This window comes from Proteus sp. G2609 (assembly GCF_963896135.1).
In the GTDB taxonomy this organism is placed as follows: domain Bacteria; phylum Pseudomonadota; class Gammaproteobacteria; order Enterobacterales; family Enterobacteriaceae; genus Proteus; species Proteus mirabilis.
In genome coordinates this window covers 158,228-176,073 of record NZ_CAWQNB010000039.1, presented here as the reverse complement: position 1 = coordinate 176,073, position 17,846 = coordinate 158,228, and the positions used below count along the sequence as shown (strand labels likewise).

The window sequence follows — 17,846 nt, the reverse complement described above, 5'->3', positions numbered from 1 at the left end:
AAACGCCATGTGGAATAAAGATAATTTATTAAAAATACAAAAAGATTATGATGATGCAATGCTTAGCTACAATACAGCAAAATATATTCTTATTGCCTGTGTTTTTGGTATGTCTATGAGCTTTATCTTCCTACGTGGCGAAACCATATTATTTGTTTTTGCGACAATAGGTTTCTGTTTATACTTTTTTCACTGCAAAGATAAGCTTAAAAAAGCAGAGTTAATAATGGACGATGCTTGTAAAAGTCTTTTTGGTAAGAAATATAAAGAATCAAAAAGTGATTTTATTAACGAAATATATAAATAGCACCGCTTAGCGGTGCTTTGTTCTCATTTTTTCAATTCAGCTAAAATACATTCCACTAACGGTATTATATTTTTATTGCCTCTCATTTTTTGAACTATAAAGTTTCTCATTGCTATCAGTTCTACAAGTGGAGCTGATACATCATGACCATCGCTTTCCATCTTTGTTAAAAGTGCTTCAAGGTTTGATTTTGTAATTAACTTTTCAATCCCTTTATCGGTGTTCACTACATCTGGATAGTTAGCTGGTGCAGGGTATTTATACTTCTTTTCCATGGCTAAAGTCCTCACTAATGAAAATAATTACGTAAACTATAATAATGTAAATGCATTAAAATGTTCATCTAAATGGTTAATTTAATTTTCTATTTGATAACCATTATTGCAAATATGGATATATTTTGTAGTTAAAAGTATCATATCCTCATTAACACCAGAGGAGATGAGCAATGACGGTATCTACTGAGCTAAGCCATGAAGAGTATATAGGTAATGGCGTAACAACGGATTTTGATTTTCGTTTCCGTATCTTTGAAGGCAAGCATTTGATTGTTGTGGTTGCTGACAGTGACGGCAATGAAAAAACATTAAAGAATGGTACTGATTACACTATTGTTGGTGCAGGTTCCTATCATGGCGGTAAGGTGGTTTTAAATAAACCTTTAGCCCAAGGATGGAAGATATTATTAGAACGCGATTTACCTGTTGTACAAGAAACTGACTTACGTAATCAGGGTAAATTTTTTGCAGAAGTACATGAAGATGCCTTTGATTATCTAACGATGTTAATTCAAAAAGCATTGGGTACTTTCTCTTTAAGCTTACGTAAGCCTACCTATCTATCGAATTACTATGATGCCAAGGACAATCGTATTGCTAATTTAGCGCCTCCTAAGCTCGGCAGTGATAGTGCTAATAAAGACTACGTTGATAACAGTATTAAGGATATTGATAGTAAGACATTAAGGGTAAAGGATAAGCCTATACCTGCATTACCATCCGCTGAACAACGCAGAAATAAACAGCTCGGTTTTGATAATGAAGGTTATCCTCAATTACTTGATCCTGCTGAAACTGGTTCGCTTGGTTATGTACTTGTTGATTCTTTTGAGAAAGGCGCGGAGATAACCACACGGTATCAGGCGTTACATTGGGAAAGTAATGGAGAATATTATCGTTGGGATGGTGAATTACCCAAAATAGTTTCTATGAAGTCAACTCCTGAAAATTCAGGCGGAGTAGGTAATCGTGCTTGGGTTAGTATTGGTGATTCTTCTTTAAGAAATGATATAGGGATAATCGTTAAAAGGTATTCTAATGTAAAGGATATGATAGATAACTTTAATGGAAAAAAAGGAGATGTAATTGAAACATTAGGATATTATGATATTAATGATGGTGGTGGTTCTAAATATATTATTGAAGAAGATAATAATACAAATAGTATAGCAGATCATTTTTTAAAAAATAACTTAAAAGCAGTTTTAGTTAATTATTCATTACATTCTTTAGGTGTGTTTAGAGGAGATGATGCCACTGAGGCTATTAATTTAATGCTTGAAAAAGGTCACCCTGTATATATTGATGATGAATATATTGTTAATGTTGATAATGATTCATCAGCAATTAAACTAAAACCTAATTCATATATAGAATGGCTAAATGGAGGTTGTTTAAAATTAAAGCCAACAAATAAAGAAAAATATGAAGTAATTAATTTTGTTGGAGCGAATAACTCCATGGTCATTAGGCCTAAATTAATAGGTGATAGAATTGAACATATAGGTAATGATGGTGAGTGGGGGCATGGGTTATATATTACATCATGTAAAAATATAACTATTGTTGATCCTGATATTAGCCAAATGTTTGGGGATGGAATATGTATTACTTCACCGATTGAGTCAGATCTAGTAGAGTCTGAATATGCTACAAAGAATATTAAAATTATTAATGGAGTATTTAATAATTGTCGTAGACAAGGATTTAGTGTAACTGGGGGGCGAGATATTCATTTTATTGGTGAGCAGATATGTAAAAATATAAAAGGAGCTCCTCCAGAAGGTGCGTTTGATATTGAGGTAAATAACTTTGTTCCATTGAAAGGGCTTACTATTAATAGAGTGACTGGTATTAATTGTAATGGATATACATTTAATATATTTAGTAATGATGGAACAAGAATAATGGATAATATTAGTATTGGAAGCTTAATTTCAATCAATGGTAGAAGAGGGGCATTAAGTGTAAAGGCGACTGAAAACTCTAATATTGGATTGTTAAAAAATATTTACATAAGTGAAATATATCAAAGTGTATTAGATGACTATTCTGGTGATTTAAAAGCTTATGATGGATTTTATTTTGATAGAGTTAAAAATATTAATATCGGTACTTTAAATTGTAACTTAAAAAAAGCAGTTTCTAATACCTTGCGATGTCTTAATGGAAGTTCTGTTTTTGTTAATATATTTAACTCTGGTGGTGGTCGTTTAATTCAGTGTAGTGCTGGTAGCACCTTTAAAACGAAAACGTGGAATCATTCTTCTGGCATTGAATCTGAACAAGTATATGTTTCTGGTTCTAGTACATTTAGTGTTGGTTTAGTTAATGTGGATGGTGGAAATTTAAATATACTTTGTACTGATAAAGGAAGTTTAGTAGAGATTATTACAGGTATTATGAAAACAAAAAGTATCACTAAAGATTTATATGTTAGATTAACTAATTCAGGGGCTATGACGCTTGGAAATGTGAAATTTTCTGTAATCAATTCAGGAAGCATTATTGAAAACTCAGGTGAATTACATTGTTCTGGCACTGATTTTGGTTTTGGTAGAGTAGGTGCAACTGGGGTTAATGCTATGAGTGGGTCTAAAACGTTTTTAAATAATTGTATCATGTTAAATGAAACAAGTAATGTTAATAACGCTATTTGTATTTTTAATTCTGGAGCTACAGGGTATGCAGTTGGTTGTATTAGCTCTGATTCAAATGCTATTAGAATTCTTGATGGTAGTTCTGCTATTAGTAAAGGAAATATTAACTTATTTTAGCTATAAAGTAGTGATAATAAGGAACCAATAAAATATTGGTTCCTTATTTATTATAATTTTTTAAAAAAATAATCAATGACAATATCAGAGCCAAATAAAGACATGTGACTATTATCAGAATAGATAGGTTCGTTATCATCATTTAATAGCAAGCATTTTCCATTCTTACAAAGAATCTCATTCGGATCAATAAATATAACATTGTTCTTATTATTTGCAAATTCATTTAATTTCATGTTAATGTTTAAGACTTTCTGATCCATGTATTTATCACAGGATTTTGCTAATTTCCAAATTGGTAAATTGTGTCTTGCTAAACATTCAAATGTTGATATATTACTTCTTTGTGGTCTGCCTATAATAAAATAATTTCTATCAACTCCACCAATTTTAATAATTTCATTAATATCATTAATAATTCTTTCTTCTACATTTGATTTTATTTCTTTTTGTGTACTTCTACTATATATCTTATATGAATCCCAAGCTTGAGATATTATAACATCTGTTTTAGGGTGAGTTTTCATTGCTAAAATGAAATTATTATATCGCATAATACAACGCTGATCATTGAACTCATCCTTAAGTGAGATTAAATTAGGTGTAATAAAACATCCATCTTTAAAAATACCTATTGATTTTAATTTTTGATGCCTTATAGAATTCATGTACTGTCTCATGAAACTATCACCACTAATTATAAAATCAGGTTTATCAGTATCTTTCATATCAAAATATTGTATGATGCTTCCTTGTGTTATCTTTGTTCCACCATAATATTTTTTATGGAACTCTTCTTTAGTTAATCTGTATTTTTCATCAACTCTGTTTCCAATTCCATCAATAGATATATAGTAGGATAAAGAAACTGATAGCAACCAACATAATAATAATCCATATTTATAATTTCTTCTTTTCTCTATAACACTATAAGTTATAAATGCAAGTAATATGGTAGATATAAAATAAGTAAAAATAGAGGTCTCTATATTTATTTTTTTAAAGAATACAATAAAAGGCCAATGGATAAGATAAATAGAATAAGACCAAAGGCCTATTTTTTGAAATGCATAATTAGATAAAAGAGTTTTTTCGTTATTAGAAATAATACAAAGATATGCACCAAAAACAGGTAGCAATGCATTATAACTAGGCCAGTTGTCAGAGTTTGAAAAAATAAAGAATGATGTAATAATTAAAATTAACCCCACTATCTCAATTATTCTTTTTTTATTATCTGTTGTCGATAATGGGAATAGAAATGCAATACCACCCAAAAGCATTTCCCACCCTCTAGTGTATATCATGAAGTAGGAAAGAGTTTTATTTACTGAGGATAAATAAATACAAAAAATAAAGCTTATAATAGCAGAAATCACAACAATTTTTTTCAGAGTACTTATTGATAATAGCTTTGATAAGATAAGCAATATTATTGGATATACTATATAGAATTGCCATTCTACTGATAATGACCATGTATGTAAAAATAGCTTGCTAAAAGAGTCTGCATCAAAATATCCAGCTTCATTAGCATAAGTTATATTAGATATGAAAAGTAAACTAGAAAACCCATGCTTACCGACTAACTGGTATGTTAATGGTTCAAAAAATAGATAACCAAGTGCTAATACAATCAATATGATAGTTATTAGTGCTGGAACAATACGTCTAGCTCTTGCTTTTAAAAAACTCCAGAGAGAAAAATTATTGCTTTCTAATCCTCTAAATATTATTGATGTCATTAAAAAACCAGATATAACAAAAAATACATCAACACCTGCAAAACCACCAGGTACTAACTCTTGATTAAAATGGAAAAACATGACAGATAAAACTGCAATAGCTCTTAATCCATTAATGTCAGCTCTAAACTTTTTACTTTGCATATTAAATTATTATTTATTTTACCAATAGAATGTCTGAATTTTATCATTAAAGTAAAGATTGTTCAGTATTTCTATTGTTTTGTTTTTATTTTACCTTATTTGCATTTTTGTTTATCTTATTGGGTGTGTAGTATTATGACTATTCATTAATCACTGGTACTACACTCATGCAAGAAGATGTCTACACAAAAGCTGGGATCGGCACTACTGCTTTTCTTGGTTACTTCGCAGGGCTTCCAGCAGAAGTTGTTATGGGTTCACTGTTGGGAGCCATCTTCTTTACTACTGCTGCTACTGAATATAGCTTTAAACGTAGATCGGTATTAGCCTTTCTAAGCTTCGTTTGTGGTCTTATATTCTTTAGCCCTGCAGCAACTATCTTTATTTCTGTTACTGGCCTTTTCGGTGTGAAACCTGAGCAATACGAAATCGAACATATCGATGCCGTAGGTGCTTTTGTTTCCGCTTTGCTTGTGGTTAAGTTAAGCGTAAAAGCATACGGAAGGGCTGATATACCGAAACAAGGAGGGCAACAATGAAATGCGAAACATTGCTCACTATTGTTAATGCCATCATCTGTACCGTCATATTTCTACGTGTGTTCTATTTTAAACGTGACGGCAGACAACACTGTAAAAAAGGTGGATGGTTAGCTTTCCTCATTCTTGCTTACTCTTCAAGCGTACCTATTCGCGCTTACTTCGATCCTAATTACCACGCTGATATCTACAACATCTTTGCCAATATCCTGATCTGCACAACGTTGCTGGTCAGTAAGGGCAATGTCATCAAGTTTATAAAGGGGTGAATATGTCAGTTTTTAAAAGCAATTACGTTAACACTGGCGTTAGAGGTATCAGAAATAATAATCCGGGTAACATTCGACATGGTTCTTCTAAATGGCAAGGTCTAGCAACAGTACAAAATGATGATAAATTTTGTACTTTTATCAATGTTTATTATGGTGTTCGGGCATTAATGAAATTGCTTCAAACTTATAGTAAGCAAAAAGGTAAGCCTAATGTTGGTTGTGACAAAATAGATACTGTTGAAGAAATCATAGAACGATGGGCGCCATCATCTGATAACAACCATACTGAAAATTATATTAAACGAGTTTGTAAGGATACTGGCTTTGAACGTCACGAATGCTTAAACCTATTTGATAAATCAACATCAATCAAAATGGCAAAAGCAATCATTTCTGTTGAAAATGCTCAACAACCTTATGTTGATGATGTTTTCGATAGAGCCTTTTCATTAATTTAATAATGGTGATGATTAATGAATAAAACCGTCATAGCGTTAATTGCTTTGGCTGTTTCCTTTACCGCTGGCTTTGTTGCTGGCGGTATTTATTTTGATAACCGAGCAATGAGTAAACAGATTGTAGGTAATCAATTAGATGAAAAGGATGTGGCCACAAATATTGATCTGCGTAAACAAGCAGACAATGAACAGCAGAATAGGTTGGAGATATATCATGATGCACAACAGCATGATACGATACGCACAGATGCTTTGCTTGATCGTGTTCTTAATCACTTTGACAGGGTGCAGCTCTCAACCGGTACCACGAAAACAGAAGTTGCAAGTACCGATAACACCAATACCTGCCGAATTGAGAAAGCCAAAGCCAGTGAACTTTCTCGACAACTACGAGAAACACTTGAACGATATGGGCGTGAAGCTCAGCGTGCAGATGAAAATACCAGAACACTCAACCTTTGTATTTCAGAGCTGAAAGCAAAGGAAAAACTCCTCAATTCTTACCGATGAAAAAGTAGACAGATTTCATAATGACGGTATCGATGACGGTGTTAGTGATATCTAATTTAAATATAATTTATATTTATCAGTTAGTTAAGTTACTAGAATATAATTGAGTGGGAATAAAATAACGTTTATCAGCAATAGTTGATAAAGGTTAAAAAACCAAGAGCCATCAGTATGTTACTGGTGGCTTTTTTGTTTTCTATGGTTGCTAATGGTTGACAAAAACCGAAAAAAATGACGGTATAGGAGACGGTATCAAAAAATAAATTATAAAATTAAGACACTAAAGTAGTTATGTTGCTATTGTTAGCTCTAGTCATCATCATAATTGGCAACATTATTAAATTTAAGAGTTGTAAGGAAATACCGAGTAACATCATCATGCATAATCAGATATTAAAAAAACTGCCACAAATAGAGCAAATGCATCAAATAAAACTACTTTATGTTGCTGAAAGTGGAAGCCGTGCTTGGGGCTTCGCATCAACGGATAGTGACTATGATGTACGTGGTATTTTTATACGGCCTCGCAATGCATATCTTTCAATTGATAAACCTAAAGAAACATTTGAGTGGATAGAAAATAATTGGTTTGATGTAGGAGCTTGGGATATTACGAAAGCATTGCATCTATTACGTAAGTCAAATGCTATCTTATTTGAGTGGTTACAATCACCTATTGTTTATCAACAATATGCTGGTATCCAAAAAGAATTATTTGAGTTGGCACAATTATATTATCAACCCCAAATCATTGTTCATCATTATAGAGGGATCGCAAAAGCCGTTAGTAGACATCATTTTGAAGAGAGTCATGCAAGTAAAGCGATAGATGAACCCATAAAATTAAAAAAATATTTCTATCTATTACGTTCACTTTTAGCTGCTTATTGGACAGTAAAAACGGGGAATATCCCACCGATGGAGCTTAATCAGCTAATAAATATATTAACCACAGATGAGCAAATAATTATTCGAGAGTTAGTGAGCTTTAAAGCAGATAAAGATGAACACTTTACTTGGCTACCAACCGATAATATGCAAAAACTGATCACTTTTTTATGGCAAGAAACAGCAACTCAATTAGCGAAACGCACCGTACCAGATAGTGAAATATTAAATAATTGGTTTAGGAAAATACTTGATGAAACTGACCATTGACAATATAAAGCCTTACCTTTTATTTGAAACAATTTCAGGTAGTCGTTCACAAAATTTGGCAACAGACAGTTCAGATACTGATATTAAAGGTGTTTTTTATCTACCTAAAGAGATGTTTTATTGCTCTGATTATGTGCCACAAGTAAGTAATAAAACTAATGATATCGTTTATTATGAATTAGGGCGATTTGTTGAATTACTGTGTGCGTCTAATCCTAATATTTTAGAATTATTAAATGCACCAGAGCATGTTGTTATTTATCGTCATCCATTATTTATGCAATTTAACCCAGAATGGTTTTTATCAAAGGAATGCGTACAGACTTTTGTGCATTATGCTCAAGGGCAAATAAAAAAAGCGCAAGGGTTAAATAAGAAGATCATGGATCCTATAGATAAAGAGTTAAAAACAATCCTTGATTTCTGTTATATCATTGAAGATGGAAAAAGCCTATTACTGAATAATTGGCTTAAAAAACGTTGTTGGGAGCAGCAAAATATTGGGTTGGTTAAAATCAATCATGCACAAAATCTTTATGCAGTTTTTTATGATCCAAATAGTGATTATCAAGGCGTAATAAAAAAAGATAATGCTACCGATGTTTTACTAAGCAGTGTCTCTGAAACAGCCATATTACAAGCCTATCTTAGTTTTAATAAAGACGGCTACAGTACCTATTGCAAGCAGTATCATGCTTATTGGCAATGGGTTGAAGAGCGTAATGAAGCCCGCTATCAGCAAAATATTGAACATGGACGAAGTTACGATAGTAAAAATATGATGCACACTTTTAGGTTGCTTTATATTGCATTAGGAATTGACACTGAAAAAAAAGTCAAAGTTTGGTGTGATAACAGGGATGAATTGTTAGAAATTAAATCTGGTGCTTTAAGTTATGAAACATTATTTGAGCGAAGCAAAATATTAATAGAAAAAATTGAGCAAGCTTTTCAACAAAGTCAATTACCAGAAAAAATCAATCCCGAATTAATTAAACAAGTATTAGTGAATATTCGTAAAGAATTATATCAATAATAGAATACTATTATCCCTTACAAGGTTGTAAGGGATAAACTATTAGTTATAAATAATAAAATAAAAGTTATTTATAATCTAACATTAGGCATAAGTAATTAACTTACTAGAAGATAATCTGGATAAGCATCGGTTAATTTCATATAAATACGCTTATTTTGCGCATTTTTTCTGAAATCTTGTTTTAAACAGATCCGAGTTGCATTTTTTAACTCTGCGGGAAGATTATCACTTTCTGTAGGCGTAATAATGGAAAAACGCACTTTCTTTTTAGACCGACTTAAATTATAAGGTAAACCTAAAATACGTCTTGCGACTCTGTTTGTTTTCACAACTCACTCCTTTTTTACATGTAATATAGAGAAAGCTTGTTAATTATAACAGAAAATAACTAGGGTAAGATATCGGTTAAATTTATTCTTTAGGATAATAACCTATAAAAACCAGTTTGTTGTTTTTTTATTTTTTCCTTTGCTCATTAGCGTATTATTGTTCATTTCCTTGACTTATAAAAATTTAATAATAATTTATTGTTTATATTTTTTCTGTGAATATAAATATAATCTCAAAAAGAAAAGTTTTTAAAAATGATTTAGCAGTTAAATAGTAATTAATCTTAATATTTTACTTTGTTTATTTGTCTCATTATTGAGATTGTAAGTATTGTTTTATTTACAAAATTCTATCATTTTTATCACAAATAAGATGAAATAAGATAATAATGCAATGAAATAATCATTAATTTAGGCTTTGATGTATCCATTCTAGATAACCATGAAACCCATTTTCTATAGGGACAATAATGACTTCTGGTGTATCGTAAGGGTGCATTTTTACTAGTGTATCAATCAAAATCTGTTGTTTTGAACTCTCGCTTTTGATCATCATAAGTACCTCATTATCTTCAACAATTTCATTATTCCAATGATAGATAGATTTGATATTAGGAAGGACGTTAATACAAGCTGCAAGCTTCGCCTGTATAAGATGGTGAGCTATTTCATGGGCGACAGTTTCATTAGGGGCTGTTGAATAAGCGATAATCATATTTTTCCTCTGTATTAATGGGTCTACGGTTAATTTGTTATAGGGTAATTAACTTTAATATCATCAAAATAAAACTTTTTAAAACTTAACGCTAAGATTTCTCTTTTTAACCGAATAAAAACATATTTTCAAAAAAAACTTTCTCGATATGAGATAATTACGGCATTATTAAGTGGATTTTACATATTTTGAGTTTCTTTTTGTAAAGAAAAACACCCATTTGCCGATATTAGTAGTTGTTAAATGAAATGTATCTAATTGTGTTATAAGAACATATTCAATAAAAATTGTTATTACCTTCTGCAATATCGTAAATATAAAATAAATTAATTATTAATAAGATTTATAAAAAATAGTGGGGTTTAAAATGGATAATAATTCGCTAAAAAATGCGAGTTTATTTGATAATGATCCCGTTCTTTATGCTGCATGGCTTTACTATCAGGACGGACTCAGTCAAAGTGAAGTTGCAAATATTATGAGCGTTTCTCGAGTGACTGTTGTGAAGTATTTACATCTCGCGAGAGAAAAAGGTTTCGTTAATATAAGCTTGGATTCATCAGTATTTTCTACGATTGATTATTCAATCAGAATAAAAGCAAAATTTAATCTTAATAATGTGCTTATTTTACCTGATGAAGAAAAGAATAAATCGCAACAAACATCAAATATGAATCGAGAAAGATTAGCTAAAGCAGGGGCTATGTATCTTTCTCAGATAATCAGCAATGATGATATTTTAGGCGTAGCTTGGGGAAGAACAATCCATAAACTAGGGCACTATCTCCCCACTAAAACACTAGAAAATGTCACCGTGTTACAAATGATTGGGGCTGTAGCTCCACAACCTGATTTTACTACTGCGGAATCTGCCGCTTTGATCGCCAATAAGTTTTCAGGTTGCAGTATTAATTTGCATGTGCCGGCTGTAGTGTCAAATGCACGTTTGGCAATGGAACTACAAGCAGAACCCATAATACGGCGTAATTTCTCTGCTTTAAATCAATGTAATAAAGCTTTGTTTGTAGTGGGTAATACTCAAGATGACAATCCTTTGATTACAACAGGCGTACTCACCACAAATGAGATGGCACAATATCGCGATTTAGGTGCTGTTGGTGTCATTTGTGGTCGATTCTATGATGCACAAGGTAATCCTCTGCTTTCTGATATCGACCTTAGAATTATGGGAATTAGTCTTGCACAGTTAAGACAGATCCCACAGCGTATTTTTATTGCTGGAGGCGTTGAAAATGTTGCTGCAACCATAGGCGCAATAAAAGGGGGATATGCTACAGATATTGTCATCGATGAAGTGACGGCATTAGCATTATTGGAATTGAGTATTTAATAGTGAGATCCTCGTTTAAACGAGGATTTGTTATTAATATCGCTGTTATTTTTCATCTAGATCGCTTATTAAAATATGAGTGATTATGTATTTTTATTCTAGGTACAGAGTGATAAAAATATCTTAATAAATAAATTAGAGATGAAAAGTAAAATGATAGCTTGCTAACACTTTGCTGTTTTTTTCTTACTAAGATCTTGCCTTAATTTCTCATATCTATCATTATATAAAAAATTATATAACGATATTGTGTTTGAGGATGTTATGAAACGCCAAGTTTTGGTAGGTTTAGGTTTTGCGCTAGGATTATTTTGCCATAATAGCTTTGCTGTAGAGCTTCATCTTTATGCTGGCGCAGGATTAAAACAGCCTGTAGAGCAAGTTGTTGGTCTATTTGAAAAAGAAACCGGCAATACAGTGACTATCGAATATGGCGGTTCAGGCCAAATTCTTACACGCTTTAATCTCACTCAACAAGGTGATCTGTTTTTTCCTGGCTCTCAAGAGTATGTAGAAAAATTAGCGAAACAAAATCAGGTGGTTAGCCAATATCCTATTGTGCGTCATATTCCTGTTATTGCTGTCAGAAAAGATAAAATCGGGGAGATCAAAACTATTACAGATCTTGCAAATAGTTCATTGAAATTAGGTATGGGAGATGCAAAAGCAATTGCATTAGGTAAAAGCGGTGAACAATTAATCGAAGCGTCAGGCCAAGGTGAGCAGTTACGAAATAAAGTGGTTGTTCGTACAGCAACCATTAAACAGTTACTTATGTATTTATTAAATGGTGAGGTTGATGCTGCCATTATTGGTTACGCTGATGCAATGAAAAATCAAGATAAATTAGTTTTATTACCCATACCTGAAGGAAGCCCCGAAGAAATTGCGACATTAGCGGTATTAAAAACTTCAACAAATCCCACACAAGCACAACAATTGGCTGATTATTTTTCTCGTCCCGAAGGAATAAAGGCTTTTACTGATTATGGTTTTCTACCTGTTATTTCAAAACCATAGATTTTTCTCACATTATTTGTATTTTTGCCACCGGCTCACAGGTGGCTTTTTTCATTTTTACAATAAATGTCATCAGTAAATTAAGAGAAGGCTTCACTGTGTATCGTTGGGCACTAATACCACTTTTATTATTATTATTTTTGATATTGGGATCACTTATTGCATTAATTTGCCAACTCTCTTATCACGAACTCACCATGGTTATTACTGATGCTGAATTTCATTTTGCCGTATTGATGTCACTGAGCACCGCGTTAACATCATTGTGTTTAGCCGTGCTCTTAGCTGTACCTGCAGCTTGGGTGATGGCAAGATCGTCATTTAAAGGACAGCGTTTTATTGATGCGTTACTCGATTTACCCTTAGTCACGCCTCCTTTGGTAATAGGTATTGGATTATTATTATTGTTAGGTCATCAAGGGCCTTTAACAGGGGTTTTCCCTCAATTATCTCGTGCCCTTTTTTCTCCCTTGGGGATTATTATTGCTCAAACATATGTTGCAAGTGCAATCATTATGCGTAATAGCCTTGCGGCGTTTAAAGCTATTGATCCTGCTTATATTCAAACCGCACAGAATTTAGGATTAACACCAACAAAAACGCTTATTTTGGTTGAGATCCCACTTTGTTGGTCTGTATTAATCAGTGGTTGTATTGTGGCTTTTTCTCGAGCATTAGGGGAGTTTGGGGCAACATTAATGTTGGCAGGGGCCACACGATTAAAAACAGAAACCTTACCAATGGCAATCTATTTAAATATAGCGAGTGGTGATTTCTCGCTTGCGATAGGTTGCGCTTTAGTACTGATAGCAATTGCAATTACTCTATTGTTTGCTTTACACCGTTTACAGCGTGATAGGAAATTAGCATGTTAACCATTCACTCGTTGACTACCGGTATTTTAACCGAGGTTTCATTACACCTAGAGCAAGGGTGTTGTTTAGGGATCAGTGGCTCATCAGGTAGCGGCAAAACAACGTTACTCAATGCTATTGCGGGTTATACCGGCTATACAGGGGATATTGTTTTAGCTAACCAAAATATGAATAAATTACCTGTTTGGCAGCGCCCCTGTCGTTATTTAAATCAGCGTCTTTATTTATTCCCTTTTCTCACTGTAAAGCAAAATTTATGGCTGGCACAATATGCGGCCAAGCAAAAGCGCAGTAAAGAAAAAGAGATAGCGTTACTTGAACAGATGGGAATTGCTCATTTAGCAACACGTTATCCATCTCAAATATCAGGGGGAGAGCAGCAACGAGTTGCATTAGCAAGAGCACTCATTAGCCAACCCAAACTGTTATTAATGGATGAACCCTTTTCAAGTTTGGATTGGGAAACACGTTATCAGCTGTGGGAGCTTATTATCTCATTAAAAAAACAGCAGATAACGATGATAATAGTCACTCATGAGCCTCGTGAATTGCAAGCATTAGCAGATAAAACGCTGTTATTATCTAATGGAAAAATTGTGCAAGAAAGTAAAAACTAAAATAAAAATATGCAGATGATCACCAAGCCATCACAGACCAGTGAATAACGCGTCCCATAATTTTAACGGAATCAATTTCTGCAAATTCATCAGGAAATTCATCTTTATTGTAGCTACGAATAATTAATTTTCCGCCTGGCTGACGGTAGAGTAATTTTATTCTAAATAATGAATCTTGTTCGATAGCATAAATACCGCCATCCACAATCCGCGTATTACCTGTATCAACGGTCACTGTTGAACCATTTGGAATAACCGGAGACATACTATCACCATAGACGGAAAAACAGATCACATTTTGTGGTGAAGCGCCATAGCGGCGTAGTGTGCTTTTGGAGAATCTCAATTTATAACCATTATGATCTTCGTTAGTACAGCAGCCATCACCAGCGGCAAGTTCAATACTTTTAAAATAACGGATCTCGACTTCATCAGCATTGAGAGGGGTATCGTTATCCCATTCACTGACTGAATGCCATTCATCTTGGGGAGGAATTTCAGACGCGTGTGTTTGTTTATTATCCCCTTCGAGCAACCACGATAATTCACAATTTAACGCTTTTGCTAATTCAGGTAAAAAACGAGGGCGTTTGGTTTTGCCACTCTCAAGCTGTTCAATTGATTGTTGCGTTGTACCAGCCAAGGTAGCAAGCTCAGATTGTGTTAAACCTAACGCAATACGTTTGTCTTTGGTGCGTTTTGCAATAGACATGAGTGACTCCTAATACGTGTCCTTACATATTTTAAGTATAAAGAGTATACCGTAACTAGAAAACAAATTAAATTGTATTTTGTGGGGTGTTCAACGAAAAAGGGTGATTATTTTAATTGAAAGACATCATCGGCGCTATTTGGCGGTGTTAGGTATGGATTTTCATCGGTCACTTCGGGATCACGTAATACTTCACCACAAAAAATATAGAGATCGGGTCTTTTCTTTTTGAGATAGTTTAAGCGAATAGTACATTCATCTTTGGTATAAATGGTTTCTGTTACTGGAACCGCATCACAAGAATCATGCCCGCATGGACTGACTAATAAAACATAACCGACCAGCATGAGCTGTGAAGTAAACATAGCATACCCTTATAACTATTCATGTTTGGTCATTGAAATCAGATGGCTAGATTACCTATTCATGATCCAAAATGCAGTTTCTATTTATCTTAAATTGACTTAATGGTGTAAAAAGGCGCATTGTGTCACAAAATTTCTAGTCTTTATTTGTATTTTACACCGAAATGTTATAGGTCTACTTAGAAAATCGTGTTGTCATATCATGATTAAATATTAAAAAACAAATAGATTTGTTTTATTGAGATAAACATTATTGTAATTTTGTATCACTATCGTAACTGATTTTGCAACATACTGTATTTGTGTGTTTTAAAATAAGCTTTGTCAATGATATGGCATTTTACCTATTTCGCTAACAGATAACTATTTTTATTGAATGTGTTAATGGCGACAGCGTGATGCGTTGCCGATCCTCTTTTTTCGAGATTAAAATACAAAAATAGAACATAAAAAAGTTTTATATGGCAATAATGTTTCTGCTCACTTTTAGATTCATTATATATTCAATATTTTTTTATAAATATAGATAGAAATATTTTACTCGATTGTTGGGGGGATTTTTTCAAATATTTTTTACTAGGATTATTCTATATTAAAAAAAATTTATGACGAAACCTATTAATGTCACGTATAATTCCGCGATAGAAAAGTTATTTTTCTATTGCACAAACATAGTTTATAAATAAATTAGTGTGTTGTATGAGATGGTTTTCCTTTTTATATAAGATGCTTATTGTATTAAATTAAATATTTATGGTGATGGTGAATTTATGTTAAAGAAAATGATGGGATTTATGTTTCTTGCGGTGGCAATGATGACATTATCTGCATGTGGTGATAAACAAGACGAAGCAGGAAAAGCCGCGGTTGAATTTATTGAAGCTGTCGCTTCCGGTGATGGTGATAAGGCTGTGTCATTAATGTATTTTGGTGATTTAGAAAAAGATCCAATGGCAGAGCAAATTACCGGCAAATTTAAAATGATCGTTGCTGAAGCGGGCAAAAAAATTAAAGAGCAAGGTGGCTTGGGTAAGGTTGAAGTAGCAAAAGTTGAATACAGCGAAGATAAAAATAAAGCCGTTGTCACACTCAAAACAGTGTTGAAAAATGGTGAAGAAAAAACAGAAAACCAAAATATGATCAAAGTTGATGGCAAATGGAAAGTTGAAGTTAAGTGATAATACGCTTTACTCTTGCATTAACTTTATACTTAGCGAGCACATTGACTGTGCTCGCTTTGCCTCATCAGTTAAAAAGTGGTGATCTGGTTTTTCGCGATGGTGATGAAGTTATTAGCGACATAATAAAGCAAGTTGATAACAGCGGGTTCAGCCACGTAGGAATGTTGTGGATAACTGAGCAAGGTATACAGGTTGTTCACTCAACACCCAGTGAACATGCTGATAGTAAAGATGGTGTTACTATCGATAGTTTGGATTTCTTTATCAGTCGTGCTAAGCCTAATTCTGTACGCTTTTACCAAGTGCGTGGAAGCGAACAAGCACGACAACAAGCGTTAGAAGCTGTTTTAAATCGAGTAGGGGAAAACTTCAGTATTCAGCAAGATAAAGGTGTTTATTGTACAGAGCTGGTGGCTGATGCATGGCTAAAAGCAGGGGTTTCTATTTCAACGGGCACACGTACATTACATATGCCGTTTATTTCTGAAAGAGCACTTATTTTTCCTGATAATATTATCCATTCCGAAAATGTTATTTTGATTGAATAAATTAAGGATAAAAGCCTTCTTCCCAAAGAATAAGTATAAATAAACCGCAAAATTTGGAAAGAAGGTTATCTTAACGGTATGGACGACAGTGAACGGCTTTAACCTTTTCCACCTTGAAATGAAGGATAAAGTGTCATACCGCCATCAATGAAAATAGTTTGTCCAGTAATATAAGTAGATTGCTCCGATGCTAACCAAGCAGCAACATTAGCCACTGCTTCAGGCTCTGCGGCATATTTCATTGGGATCATCTCTTCTAATTCTTTGCGCAACGCATCATCTTGCATTTTTTCTTTATTTATTGGGGTATTAATAGCACCTGGGCCAATGGCGTTAATACGAATACCATAGTGTGCATATTCAAGAGCTAGTGATTGCGTTAACATTCTCACGCCACCTTTACTGGCAGCGTAACTAGCAAAAGTCGGCCATGGGATCACTTCATGAACAGAAGACATATTAATAATATTGCCTTTGATCTTATTCTCAACGAAATATTTCAATGCGGAGCGAGCCGTTAGAAAATAACTGGTTAAATTTATATCAATAATTTTACGCCAATCTTCTAAATTCACTGCATGGGAAGGGGTTTGTGTCTCAATTCCCGCATTATTGATCAGAAGATCGAGCTGACCAAAGTGGTCAATCGCTTTATAAATAAAGTTATGAGCAATTTTTTCATCACTAATGTCACCGCCAAAAATAATTGCTTTACCTTTACCATGTTTATTTAAGCTATCGGCTAATGCTTGAGCTTCATTTTCATCAGAGTGATAATTGATAACAACGTTCATTCCTTCTTGAGCTAATCTCGTCACTACTGCTGCACCAATTCCTCGTGACGAACCTGTTACTACAGCAACTTTTCCTTGAAGATCGTGATACATACTACCTCCCATGTGCAAT

General features: G+C 33.4%; 21 protein-coding genes. 14 read left to right on the top strand and 7 right to left on the bottom strand.

What is annotated here, in order from left to right; translation table 11 throughout:
- Positions 1-7: 7 nt before the first annotated feature.
- Complete coding sequence (locus tag AACV01_RS13065) at positions 8-307, top strand: hypothetical protein (RefSeq protein ID WP_152134572.1); 300 nt, start codon at positions 8-10, stop codon at positions 305-307.
- 23 nt (positions 308-330) lie between these two features.
- Here the strand turns inward: AACV01_RS13065 and AACV01_RS13060 are convergent, their stop codons facing one another.
- A complete protein-coding gene (locus AACV01_RS13060) occupies positions 331-582 on the bottom strand; it encodes a hypothetical protein (protein WP_161683032.1) in 252 nt (83 codons plus the stop codon).
- Between the two features lie 173 nt (positions 583-755).
- Between AACV01_RS13060 and AACV01_RS13055 the strand changes: the two genes are divergently transcribed.
- On the top strand, positions 756-3,362 hold the full coding sequence (locus AACV01_RS13055) for a tail fiber/spike domain-containing protein (RefSeq protein ID WP_237585029.1): 2,607 nt from the start codon (positions 756-758) through the stop codon (positions 3,360-3,362).
- Between the two features lie 50 nt (positions 3,363-3,412).
- Here the strand turns inward: AACV01_RS13055 and AACV01_RS13050 are convergent, their stop codons facing one another.
- On the bottom strand, positions 3,413-5,251 hold the full coding sequence (locus tag AACV01_RS13050) for an acyltransferase family protein (RefSeq protein WP_161683031.1): 1,839 nt from the start codon (positions 5,249-5,251) through the stop codon (positions 3,413-3,415).
- 167 nt (positions 5,252-5,418) lie between these two features.
- Here AACV01_RS13050 and AACV01_RS13045 point away from each other — a divergent pair, with 167 nt between their 5' ends.
- From AACV01_RS13045 to AACV01_RS13020, 6 genes are all read left to right on the top strand, one after another.
- The gene (locus tag AACV01_RS13045) at positions 5,419-5,790 is read left to right on the top strand and encodes a putative holin (RefSeq protein ID WP_020945795.1); all 372 of its coding nucleotides are present in this window, start codon (positions 5,419-5,421) and stop codon (positions 5,788-5,790) included.
- Positions 5,787-6,059, top strand: coding sequence for a phage holin family protein (locus AACV01_RS13040; protein ID WP_004243326.1), 273 nt, complete (start codon positions 5,787-5,789; stop codon positions 6,057-6,059). Before AACV01_RS13045 ends, AACV01_RS13040 begins: the two co-directional genes overlap by 4 nt.
- 2 nt (positions 6,060-6,061) lie before the next feature.
- Positions 6,062-6,520, top strand: a complete 459-nt coding sequence (locus AACV01_RS13035) for a hypothetical protein (RefSeq protein WP_004250892.1) — start codon at positions 6,062-6,064, stop codon at positions 6,518-6,520.
- Between the two features lie 15 nt (positions 6,521-6,535).
- Positions 6,536-7,030 carry a hypothetical protein gene (locus tag AACV01_RS13030; protein ID WP_161683029.1) on the top strand — a complete coding sequence of 165 codons (495 nt, stop codon included), beginning with the start codon at positions 6,536-6,538 and terminating at the stop codon, positions 7,028-7,030.
- Between the two features lie 378 nt (positions 7,031-7,408).
- Positions 7,409-8,188 carry a nucleotidyltransferase domain-containing protein gene (locus tag AACV01_RS13025; protein WP_004250905.1) on the top strand — a complete coding sequence of 260 codons (780 nt, stop codon included), beginning with the start codon at positions 7,409-7,411 and terminating at the stop codon, positions 8,186-8,188.
- Positions 8,172-9,224, top strand: coding sequence for a DNA polymerase beta superfamily protein (locus AACV01_RS13020; RefSeq protein WP_161683027.1), 1,053 nt, complete (start codon positions 8,172-8,174; stop codon positions 9,222-9,224). The genes AACV01_RS13025 and AACV01_RS13020 overlap by 17 nt, the downstream gene beginning before the upstream one ends.
- 98 nt (positions 9,225-9,322) lie before the next feature.
- Here the strand turns inward: AACV01_RS13020 and sra are convergent, their stop codons facing one another.
- Positions 9,323-9,556, bottom strand: coding sequence for a stationary-phase-induced ribosome-associated protein (gene sra / locus AACV01_RS13015; RefSeq protein WP_004243316.1), 234 nt, complete (start codon positions 9,554-9,556; stop codon positions 9,323-9,325).
- Between the two features lie 406 nt (positions 9,557-9,962).
- Positions 9,963-10,271: a divalent-cation tolerance protein CutA gene (cutA, locus tag AACV01_RS13010; protein ID WP_004243315.1), complete on the bottom strand. Its 309-nt coding sequence runs from the start codon at positions 10,269-10,271 to the stop codon at positions 9,963-9,965.
- 367 nt (positions 10,272-10,638) lie between these two features.
- Here cutA and AACV01_RS13005 point away from each other — a divergent pair, with 367 nt between their 5' ends.
- The 4 genes from AACV01_RS13005 to AACV01_RS12990 all read left to right on the top strand — a co-directional run bounded on the left by AACV01_RS13005 (position 10,639) and on the right by AACV01_RS12990 (position 14,134).
- A complete protein-coding gene (locus AACV01_RS13005) occupies positions 10,639-11,622 on the top strand; it encodes a sugar-binding transcriptional regulator (RefSeq protein ID WP_004243314.1) in 984 nt (327 codons plus the stop codon).
- A gap of 264 nt (positions 11,623-11,886) precedes the next feature.
- Entirely contained in the window at positions 11,887-12,642 is a 756-nt protein-coding gene (gene modA, locus AACV01_RS13000) for a molybdate ABC transporter substrate-binding protein (RefSeq protein ID WP_004250908.1), read from the top strand.
- Between the two features lie 98 nt (positions 12,643-12,740).
- Entirely contained in the window at positions 12,741-13,517 is a 777-nt protein-coding gene (locus AACV01_RS12995) for an ABC transporter permease (RefSeq protein WP_004243311.1), read from the top strand.
- Positions 13,511-14,134, top strand: coding sequence for an ABC transporter ATP-binding protein (locus AACV01_RS12990; RefSeq protein ID WP_012368025.1), 624 nt, complete (start codon positions 13,511-13,513; stop codon positions 14,132-14,134). The genes AACV01_RS12995 and AACV01_RS12990 overlap by 7 nt, the downstream gene beginning before the upstream one ends.
- A gap of 19 nt (positions 14,135-14,153) precedes the next feature.
- Here AACV01_RS12990 and AACV01_RS12985 read toward each other — a convergent pair whose 3' ends face one another.
- Both AACV01_RS12985 and AACV01_RS12980 read right to left on the bottom strand, forming a co-directional pair.
- A complete protein-coding gene (locus AACV01_RS12985) occupies positions 14,154-14,846 on the bottom strand; it encodes an XRE family transcriptional regulator (RefSeq protein WP_004243309.1) in 693 nt (230 codons plus the stop codon).
- Between the two features lie 107 nt (positions 14,847-14,953).
- Positions 14,954-15,211 carry a hypothetical protein gene (locus tag AACV01_RS12980; protein WP_004243308.1) on the bottom strand — a complete coding sequence of 86 codons (258 nt, stop codon included), beginning with the start codon at positions 15,209-15,211 and terminating at the stop codon, positions 14,954-14,956.
- A gap of 770 nt (positions 15,212-15,981) precedes the next feature.
- Here AACV01_RS12980 and AACV01_RS12975 point away from each other — a divergent pair.
- Positions 15,982-16,389 carry a DUF4878 domain-containing protein gene (locus tag AACV01_RS12975; protein WP_004243305.1) on the top strand — a complete coding sequence of 136 codons (408 nt, stop codon included), beginning with the start codon at positions 15,982-15,984 and terminating at the stop codon, positions 16,387-16,389.
- Positions 16,386-16,940 carry a YiiX/YebB-like N1pC/P60 family cysteine hydrolase gene (locus AACV01_RS12970; protein ID WP_036918473.1) on the top strand — a complete coding sequence of 185 codons (555 nt, stop codon included), beginning with the start codon at positions 16,386-16,388 and terminating at the stop codon, positions 16,938-16,940. The genes AACV01_RS12975 and AACV01_RS12970 overlap by 4 nt, the downstream gene beginning before the upstream one ends.
- 98 nt (positions 16,941-17,038) lie before the next feature.
- Here the strand turns inward: AACV01_RS12970 and AACV01_RS12965 are convergent, their stop codons facing one another.
- A complete protein-coding gene (locus AACV01_RS12965) occupies positions 17,039-17,827 on the bottom strand; it encodes a glucose 1-dehydrogenase (protein ID WP_004248258.1) in 789 nt (262 codons plus the stop codon).
- Positions 17,828-17,846 lie beyond the last annotated feature (19 nt).

Excerpts from the sequence above, each read along its gene's own strand:
- AACV01_RS13065 (WP_152134572.1), top strand. The coding sequence starts at position 8 with ATGTGGAATAAAGATAATTTATTAAAAATACAAAAAGATTATGATGAT.
- AACV01_RS13060 (WP_161683032.1), bottom strand. The coding sequence starts at position 582 with ATGGAAAAGAAGTATAAATACCCTGCACCAGCTAACTATCCAGATGTA.
- AACV01_RS13055 (WP_237585029.1), top strand. The coding sequence starts at position 756 with ATGACGGTATCTACTGAGCTAAGCCATGAAGAGTATATAGGTAATGGC.
- AACV01_RS13050 (WP_161683031.1), bottom strand. The coding sequence starts at position 5,251 with ATGCAAAGTAAAAAGTTTAGAGCTGACATTAATGGATTAAGAGCTATT.
- AACV01_RS13045 (WP_020945795.1), top strand. The coding sequence starts at position 5,419 with ATGCAAGAAGATGTCTACACAAAAGCTGGGATCGGCACTACTGCTTTT.
- AACV01_RS13040 (WP_004243326.1), top strand. The coding sequence starts at position 5,787 with ATGAAATGCGAAACATTGCTCACTATTGTTAATGCCATCATCTGTACC.
- AACV01_RS13035 (WP_004250892.1), top strand. The coding sequence starts at position 6,062 with ATGTCAGTTTTTAAAAGCAATTACGTTAACACTGGCGTTAGAGGTATC.
- AACV01_RS13030 (WP_161683029.1), top strand. The coding sequence starts at position 6,536 with ATGAATAAAACCGTCATAGCGTTAATTGCTTTGGCTGTTTCCTTTACC.
- AACV01_RS13025 (WP_004250905.1), top strand. The coding sequence starts at position 7,409 with ATGCATAATCAGATATTAAAAAAACTGCCACAAATAGAGCAAATGCAT.
- AACV01_RS13020 (WP_161683027.1), top strand. The coding sequence starts at position 8,172 with ATGAAACTGACCATTGACAATATAAAGCCTTACCTTTTATTTGAAACA.
- cutA (WP_004243315.1), bottom strand. The coding sequence starts at position 10,271 with ATGATTATCGCTTATTCAACAGCCCCTAATGAAACTGTCGCCCATGAA.
- AACV01_RS13005 (WP_004243314.1), top strand. The coding sequence starts at position 10,639 with ATGGATAATAATTCGCTAAAAAATGCGAGTTTATTTGATAATGATCCC.
- modA (WP_004250908.1), top strand. The coding sequence starts at position 11,887 with ATGAAACGCCAAGTTTTGGTAGGTTTAGGTTTTGCGCTAGGATTATTT.
- AACV01_RS12990 (WP_012368025.1), top strand. The coding sequence starts at position 13,511 with ATGTTAACCATTCACTCGTTGACTACCGGTATTTTAACCGAGGTTTCA.
- AACV01_RS12985 (WP_004243309.1), bottom strand. The coding sequence starts at position 14,846 with ATGTCTATTGCAAAACGCACCAAAGACAAACGTATTGCGTTAGGTTTA.
- AACV01_RS12980 (WP_004243308.1), bottom strand. The coding sequence starts at position 15,211 with ATGTTTACTTCACAGCTCATGCTGGTCGGTTATGTTTTATTAGTCAGT.
- AACV01_RS12975 (WP_004243305.1), top strand. The coding sequence starts at position 15,982 with ATGTTAAAGAAAATGATGGGATTTATGTTTCTTGCGGTGGCAATGATG.
- AACV01_RS12965 (WP_004248258.1), bottom strand. The coding sequence starts at position 17,827 with ATGTATCACGATCTTCAAGGAAAAGTTGCTGTAGTAACAGGTTCGTCA.